This is a genomic window from Mycobacterium sp., assembly GCF_050700595.1.
Classification (GTDB): Bacteria; Actinomycetota; Actinomycetes; order Mycobacteriales; family Mycobacteriaceae; genus Mycobacterium.
The window spans coordinates 1-6617 of sequence record NZ_JBOHHI010000047.1 but is presented as its reverse complement, the minus strand read 5'-3'; the positions used below and the strand labels follow the sequence as shown (position 1 = coordinate 6617).

The following is a 6617-nucleotide window of genomic DNA, read 5'->3' as shown; positions in this document are numbered from 1 at the left end:
CCGCCATGCCACCACAGACCAAATCGAAAAATTCTCGCCTCACCGACCTGGGAATCCAGTCACCCCTTGCCACAGCAACCTCCACAAATCATCGGCACGTTGCAACGACCATATGAACACGCCCGGGGTGTCGGCCGGCGACACGCACGCTCGCGGTCGGGGGTTAGCGCCGCGGCCGCGGCTGGCAGCGGGGACAGTAGAACGACGAACGGTTCATGAACTTCTCACGGCGGATCACCGCACCACAGCGGCGGCAGGGTTTGCCGCCGCGGCCGTAGGCGTCCAGCGACCGGTCGAAGTAGCCGGACTGGCCGTTGACATTGACGTACAGCGAATCGAACGAGGTGCCGCCCTGGGCCAACGCGTCGCGCATCACGTCGGTGGCCGCCTCGAGCACCGCCGTCAACTGCCGTGCGCTCAACGCGTCGGCGAGGCGCGCGCCGTTGACCTTGGCCCGCCACAGCGCCTCGTCGGCATAGATGTTGCCGATCCCCGATACCACGGTCTGGTCGAGCAGTTGCCGTTTGATCTCGGAATGCTTGCGCCGCAACACCTCAACCACTGCGCGGATGTCGAACAGCGGGTCGAGTGGGTCACGCGCCAGGTGCGCGACCGGTGCCGGCAGCACGCTGCCGTCGACGGTCACCAAATCGGCAAGCAGCCACCCGCCGAAGGTGCGCTGGTCGACGAAGCTCAGCGTTGTCCCGTCATCGAGGAGCGCGGCAATGCGCAGATGACCTTTGTTCGGGACTTCGCCGAGCAGCATTTGACCGCTCATGCCGAGGTGGACGACGAGCGCACTCTCGTCGTCGTCCAGCGTCAGCCATAGATACTTGCCGCGCCGATCGGTACCGGTGATCCGGGCGCCGAGCAGCCGCGCGGTCAGGTCGGCCGGGCCCGCCTCGTGGCGGCGCACCGCACGGGGATGGTGCACCCGCACCGCAGTAATGGTTCGATCCACCAGATGGGCCTGCAACCCGCGCCGCACCACCTCGACCTCGGGTAGTTCGGGCATCTACGCAGAAGTATTCCCCGGGAAGGCGCCGTCGTGCGCATTCAGTGAGTTCCAGGCCGTTGCCGCAGCCTTTTGCTCGGCTTCCTTTTTGGATCGCCCCACCCCGGCGCCGTATTCGGTGTCCATCACCACAGCGACCGCGGTGAACTCCTTGTCGTGGTCCGGGCCGGTGGAGGTGACCTGGTAGGACGGTGCACCGAGGCTGCGTGCCGCGGTCAGCTCCTGCAGGCTGGTCTTCCAGTCAAGACCTGCACCCCGTGTCAGCGCGGCGTCCAGCAACGGCCCGAACAACCGCAGAATGACGTCGCGTGCGGTCTCGATCCCGTGTTCCAGGTAGATCGCGCCCAGCAGCGATTCCATGCCGTCGGCCAGGATGCTGGATTTATCGGCGCCGCCGGTATTGGCCTCGCCACGCCCCAGCAAGAGGTGCGCGCCCAGGCCGTCGTCGGTCAGTCGCCGCGCGACGTCGGCCAGCGCGGCAGTGTTGACCACACCGGCGCGCAGTTTGGCCAGATCCCCCTCCGGGCGGTCCGGATGGCGGCGGAACAGTTCGTCGGTGATGGTCAGGCCCAAAACGGCGTCACCGAGAAACTCCAACCGCTCGTTGGTGGGTAGCCCGCCATGCTCGTAGGCGTAGCTACGGTGGGTGAGCGCCAGGGTCAGCAACTCATCGGGCAGCTCAGCCCCGAGCGCGTCGAGCAAACTAGTCATGTCGGCGACGCATCCTGGTCGTGCTGCACCATCGAAGCCAGCTTGGCCCACCGCGGGTCGATCTTGTCGTGGTGATGACCGGGTTCGGCGGTGGCCAGCGGCACCCCGCAGTCCGGGCACAGCCCGGGGCAGTCCGCCCGGCACACCGGCGTCAGCGGCAGTTCCAGTCCGACGGCGTCGATGATCGGCTGCTCGAGATCAACGACGTCGTCGACGACCCGGCCGAGCTCGTCCTGCTCAGTGGTCCGGTCGGTGGCGCTGTTCGGGTAGGCGAACAGCTCGGTCAACGTGACCTGCACGTGACCGCTGACCGGCGTCAGGCACCGGGCGCACTCGCCGGTCGTGGGGGCGTCCAGCGTGCCGGTCACCAGCACGCCTTCGGACACCGACTCCACCCGCAGATTCAGCTCCACGGGGGCCCCGCGCTCGATCGCGATCAGGTCCAGCCCGATGCGGGACGGGCAGCCCACGGTGTCGTGCAGCGAAAACACCGCTCCCGGGCGGCGCGCGAGCCGCGCGATGTTGATCGCCAGCGGCGAGGTCGGACGTCGCTGCGCCGTCGGGCTGTGCTGCCTGGCCATGCCCGCGATTCTACGGGCGGTGCAACCGGCTATTAACGCTGCGCGTAGTCGTGCATACCCGCCGCGGTCCGCAGTTGGTGTCGGCCGCGGTTGACCGAGCGCAGCGTGCCATTGAGGAATTCCTCGAACTCCGCCAACTTGGCGTCGACGTAGATGTCGCATTCGCCGCGCAGCCGGTCGGCTTCGGCGTGCGCCGCGTCGATGAGCCGGGTGGACTCGGCGTTGGCCGCGGCCACCACCTCGGTTTGCGACACCAGCCGCTGCTGCTCCTTGATGCCTTCTTGCACCGCGTTCTCGTAGGAGATGTTGCCGTTTTCCACCAGCCGGTCGCACTCGGTCTTGGCGCGGCTGGTGGTGGCGTCGTAATCGCGCTTGGCCGAGGCCGAGATGCGCACCGCCTCCTCGCGGGCTTCGGAAACCATCCGCTCGCTGTGCTGGCGCGCCTCGGCCACCATCCGGTCGGCCTGCGCCTTGGCGTCGGACAACAGCCGATCCGCCTCCGCGCGGGCATGGTTGAGCGTCGACTCCGCCTCGGTGGTCGCCGAGGACACCATCGAGTCGACATGTGTCTTGGCGTCGTGCAGCAACGCGTCCCGGGCATCGAGCACGTCCTGAGCGTCGTCCAGCTCGCCGGGGATGGCGTCCTTGATGTCGTCGATCAACTCCAGCACGTCACCGCGCGGCACCACGCAGCCGGCGGTCATCGGCACGCCACGGGCTTCTTCGACAATGGCGCCCAGTTCGTCCAGCGCCTCAAAAACTCGGTACACGGCAACACCCTCCCGGCATCGTTGTTGTTACCAGTGTGCCTGGCGTTGCGCGTGTGACTACGTTTCGCACCCGGTGTGTCGGGTATTGGTGGTCGAAACGGCGCCACTCACCTGCACACTTCGCGTCATTATGTCGGGCGGGGCAGGCTGCGGGCAAACGTAGCGGGTTGCCGTAGAACAGACTGAGCAGGCCGAAGTGGAGGTCTTCGTGGATGCGCTGAACGCGATCGGGCACGCGCTGATCCTGGCCGGGTCGATGACGTGGGAGATCCTGTGGGCATTAATCGTGGGTTTCACCCTGTCGGCGGTGGTGCAGGCCGTGGTGCGCCGCTCGACCATCGTGGCTCTGATGGGTGACGACCGGCCCCGCACCCTGGCCGTCGCGGCGGGACTGGGGGCCGCGTCATCGTCGTGCTCGTATGCCGCCGTGGCGCTGGCCCGATCGCTGTTCCGCAACGGCGCCGACTTCACGGCGGCCATGGCCTTCGAGATCGGCTCCACCAATCTGGTGGTCGAGTTGGGCATCATCTTGACGCTGCTCATGGGCTGGCAGTTCACCGCAGCCGAGTTCGTCGGCGGCCCGCTGATGATCGTGATACTGGCAGTGCTGTTTCGGCTATTCGTGCGCTCGCGGCTCATCGATGCCGCTCGCCGACAGGCGGAGCGGGGAATCGCCGGCTCGATGGAAGGCCACGCGGCCATGGACATGTCAATCGGTGGTGAGGGTTCGTTTTGGCGACGGCTGGTGTCGCGGCAGGGTTTGACGTCGGTCTCACACGTGTTCGTCATGGAGTGGGCGGCGATCCTTCGCGATCTGGTCCTGGGGCTGTTGATCGCGGGCGCGATCGCGGCCTGGGTTCCCGAGTCGTTTTGGCAGCATTTCTTTTTCGTTACACACCCAGCGTTGTCAGCGCTGTGGGGCCCGATCATCGCGCCGTTCGTGGCAATCGGGTCGTTCGTCTGCTCGATCGGCAACGTGCCGCTGGCGGCGGTGTTGTGGAACGGCGGCATCAGCTTCGGTGGCGTCGTCGCGTTCATCTTCGCCGACCTGCTGATCCTGCCGATTCTGAACATCTACCGCCGCTACTACGGCACTGCCATGATGCTCACACTGTTGGCTACCTTCTACGCCGCGATGGTCGCTGCCGGCTATCTGGTCGAATTGATCTTCGGTGCAGCACGTCTCATTCCGACTCACCGGGCCGCGACCGTGATGCAGGCCGGGATCTCGTGGAACTACACCACGTGGCTGAACATCGTGTTCCTCGTCTTGGCGGCGGGGCTGGTCGCGCGGTTCATCGCGACGGGCGGCATCCCGATGTTGCGGATGATGGGCGGCTCGCCCGGCGAAGAACACGGGCACCACTAGCACGAGCGGTGATTGGTCCTCATGGTTCGACGGTGAAGCTGAACATCATGCCGCTCTCGTGGTGCTCGGCGATGTGGCAGTGCATCATCCACACGCCGGGTTGGTGAGGTCGAGCAGCACTGACCGGCGTGTTGCTGGGTGCCGCAGATCGGATCCGGAACACGACCGCTCAAGATCGGATTTTGGACCCCGATGATAACTGTAACCACTTGTGTCACTCTGGTTTTGCTTGCGGATTTGGTGGCGGTTGTCGCCGTGTTGCCTCATGTCAAGATGCGCGCGTCGAGCTTCTGGTTGCCTCATTTGAGGGTGCGCGCGTAGCGGCACGGGCGTTGGTTTTGGGTCCGGATTTGCTGGAGGTCAGGGTGAGGAGTTCGTTGGTCAAGGCCTGAATCCGGCGCTGCGTGGCGGCCGGGTTGATCCGGCCCTGGGCTGTGGCCAGGCCCACGATGCGGCCCTCGGTCATCGTTGGGTGATTGATCGCGCGCTGAAACGGGGTGGCCGCGGTGTCGTATTTCTTGGACACCTTGGCGCCGTCACGGACCTTCGATATCAGTTTCTGCTGCGGGTAGAAGTAGTTGGTCAGCTTGGATTGCAGCTGCCAAATCTCGTTGAGTAACAATAGCTCTGCGGCGGTGTCATAGCGGTGGTAGCCGACTACAGTGCGGACCACCGCCCAGTTCTTCTGCTCGACGTGACAGCCGTCGTTCTTATTCGCCACCCGCGCGCGGGTGAAGGTGATCCGGTGCCTTTCGCACCATTCCAGCAAGTAGACGTTAATGAATTCCGATCCGTTATCGGAGTCCACGCCCAGGATCGGGAACGGCATCTTGTAGGCGATGTCATTGAGTGCGGCCAAAACGCATTTAGCGGCTTTGCTGGGCACCGAACGGTTCTCGGTCCAGCCGGTAGCGATGTCGGTGACCGTCAGCGTGAACGCGAACTGGCCGGCGGCGTTGCCACCGTCGTGGGAGACCAGGTCGATCTCGACGAACCCGGGTTGGGCGTCGTCCCAGTCGGCCCAGGTGCGCACCGGAATCTGACTCTTGAGCAGCGATCCCGGCTTGGTAGCGGCACGTCCCCTGATCTGATGTTTGCGCCGCTCGGGAGCCAGCCGACGATCGATGGTGGCCGCCGACATCGACACCAACAGCGCCGCGGTGTCCTCATCGATGACCAGCTCCCCGAAATGACGCAACACCGCCACCAATTCGCCCAACATCGGCGCCAGCCGCTTGCCGGCCGGCATTCCCAGCACCGTCCAGCACACCGTCAGTGCGGCAATGACCTGCGGTCCATACTTCGGCGGCCGCGGACTCCTCGGTGATACCAGTGTGGGCTGCAACGCCATCGTGAGCGCCTTGCGGGCATGGCTACGGTGCCAGCCCGTGGTGGCACACAACTCGTCGAGAATGATGCCCTTCGTCCGTTTGTCCGCCAACGAATAGCGGATCGCGGTCGTCTCGGTCACTGCCCTGCGCTCGGCCAATGTCAACCCCATCATCTGGGCCTACCGGGGTCATAGCCGACCGATCAGGTAGGCGCGCCGTCACGCGCGCATTTCGGATGAGGCAACGAAGACGCATTTCGAGGCCTTTCGCGCGCATTTCGGATGAGTCAACGCGAGCGGCGTCGCGTCGGACCGTCGCGATAGTATTCGAACATGCATTCGGGCAGCCGTGAGGAGATCGTCGAAGTCTTCGACGGCCTCGACGCGTACCTCGACCGCGCCTTGGCGTTGTCCTTCGACACGCTGACCACCCCGGAACGGCTGGCGATGCTGACCCGCTGCGAGACCTTCCGCCGCCAACTGCCCGCCGTCGAGCACCCGCTGATCAACCAGATAGCCGAGCAAGCCGACCCCGCCGAGTTGGGCGGCAAGCTAGCGGCGGCGCTGGCCGACCGGCTGCGGATCAGTCGCGCCGACGCCTCGCGGCGCATCGGCGAGGCCGCCGACCTGGGGCCGCGGCGGGCCATCACCGGCGAACCCCTACCGCCCCGGTTGGAGGCCACCGCCGCCGCGCAGCGCGCCGGACACCTCGGCGCCGGCCATGTGGCGGTGATCCGCGGGTTTTGTCACCGGCTGCCCAACGTCGTCGACGCCGAAACCCGCCAGCAGGCCGAAGCCCAGCTGGCCCGCCTCGGCGGGCAACACCGCCCCGACGAGCTGA

The 6617-nt window shown here is 65.9% G+C and carries 8 protein-coding genes; 2 read left to right on the top strand and 6 right to left on the bottom strand.

From position 1 onward, the window contains the following. Positions 1 to 163: 163 nt before the first annotated feature. Genes mutM through sepIVA form a run of 4 tightly spaced genes read right to left on the bottom strand, consistent with a single transcriptional unit; the run spans position 164 to position 3077 of the window. A complete protein-coding gene (gene mutM / locus ACRDTL_RS04095) occupies positions 164 to 1015 on the bottom strand; it encodes a DNA-formamidopyrimidine glycosylase (RefSeq protein ID WP_431505442.1) in 852 nt (283 codons plus the stop codon). Further along, positions 1016 to 1726, bottom strand: a complete 711-nt coding sequence (gene rnc, locus ACRDTL_RS04090; protein WP_431505441.1) for a ribonuclease III — start codon at positions 1724 to 1726, stop codon at positions 1016 to 1018. Then, entirely contained in the window at positions 1723 to 2307 is a 585-nt protein-coding gene (locus tag ACRDTL_RS04085) for a YceD family protein (RefSeq protein WP_431505440.1), read from the bottom strand. The genes rnc and ACRDTL_RS04085 overlap by 4 nt, the downstream gene beginning before the upstream one ends. Positions 2308 to 2339: 32 nt before the next feature. Beyond that, entirely contained in the window at positions 2340 to 3077 is a 738-nt protein-coding gene (gene sepIVA / locus ACRDTL_RS04080) for a cell division protein SepIVA (RefSeq protein WP_431505439.1), read from the bottom strand. 196 nt (positions 3078 to 3273) lie between these two features. Here sepIVA and ACRDTL_RS04075 point away from each other — a divergent pair, with 196 nt between their 5' ends. Then, entirely contained in the window at positions 3274 to 4446 is a 1173-nt protein-coding gene (locus ACRDTL_RS04075; RefSeq protein WP_431505438.1) for a permease, read from the top strand. A 19-nt stretch (positions 4447 to 4465) separates the two neighbouring features. Here ACRDTL_RS04075 and ACRDTL_RS04070 read toward each other — a convergent pair whose 3' ends face one another. Beyond that, a complete protein-coding gene (locus ACRDTL_RS04070) occupies positions 4466 to 4609 on the bottom strand; it encodes a multicopper oxidase domain-containing protein (protein ID WP_431505437.1) in 144 nt (47 codons plus the stop codon). Between the two features lie 105 nt (positions 4610 to 4714). Beyond that, positions 4715 to 5947: an integrase catalytic domain-containing protein gene (locus ACRDTL_RS04065; protein ID WP_431505436.1), complete on the bottom strand. Its 1233-nt coding sequence runs from the start codon at positions 5945 to 5947 to the stop codon at positions 4715 to 4717. A gap of 162 nt (positions 5948 to 6109) precedes the next feature. Between ACRDTL_RS04065 and ACRDTL_RS04060 the strand changes: the two genes are divergently transcribed. After that, the coding region (locus ACRDTL_RS04060) for a DUF222 domain-containing protein (protein WP_431505435.1) at positions 6110 to 6617 on the top strand (508 nt) is incomplete at its 3' end.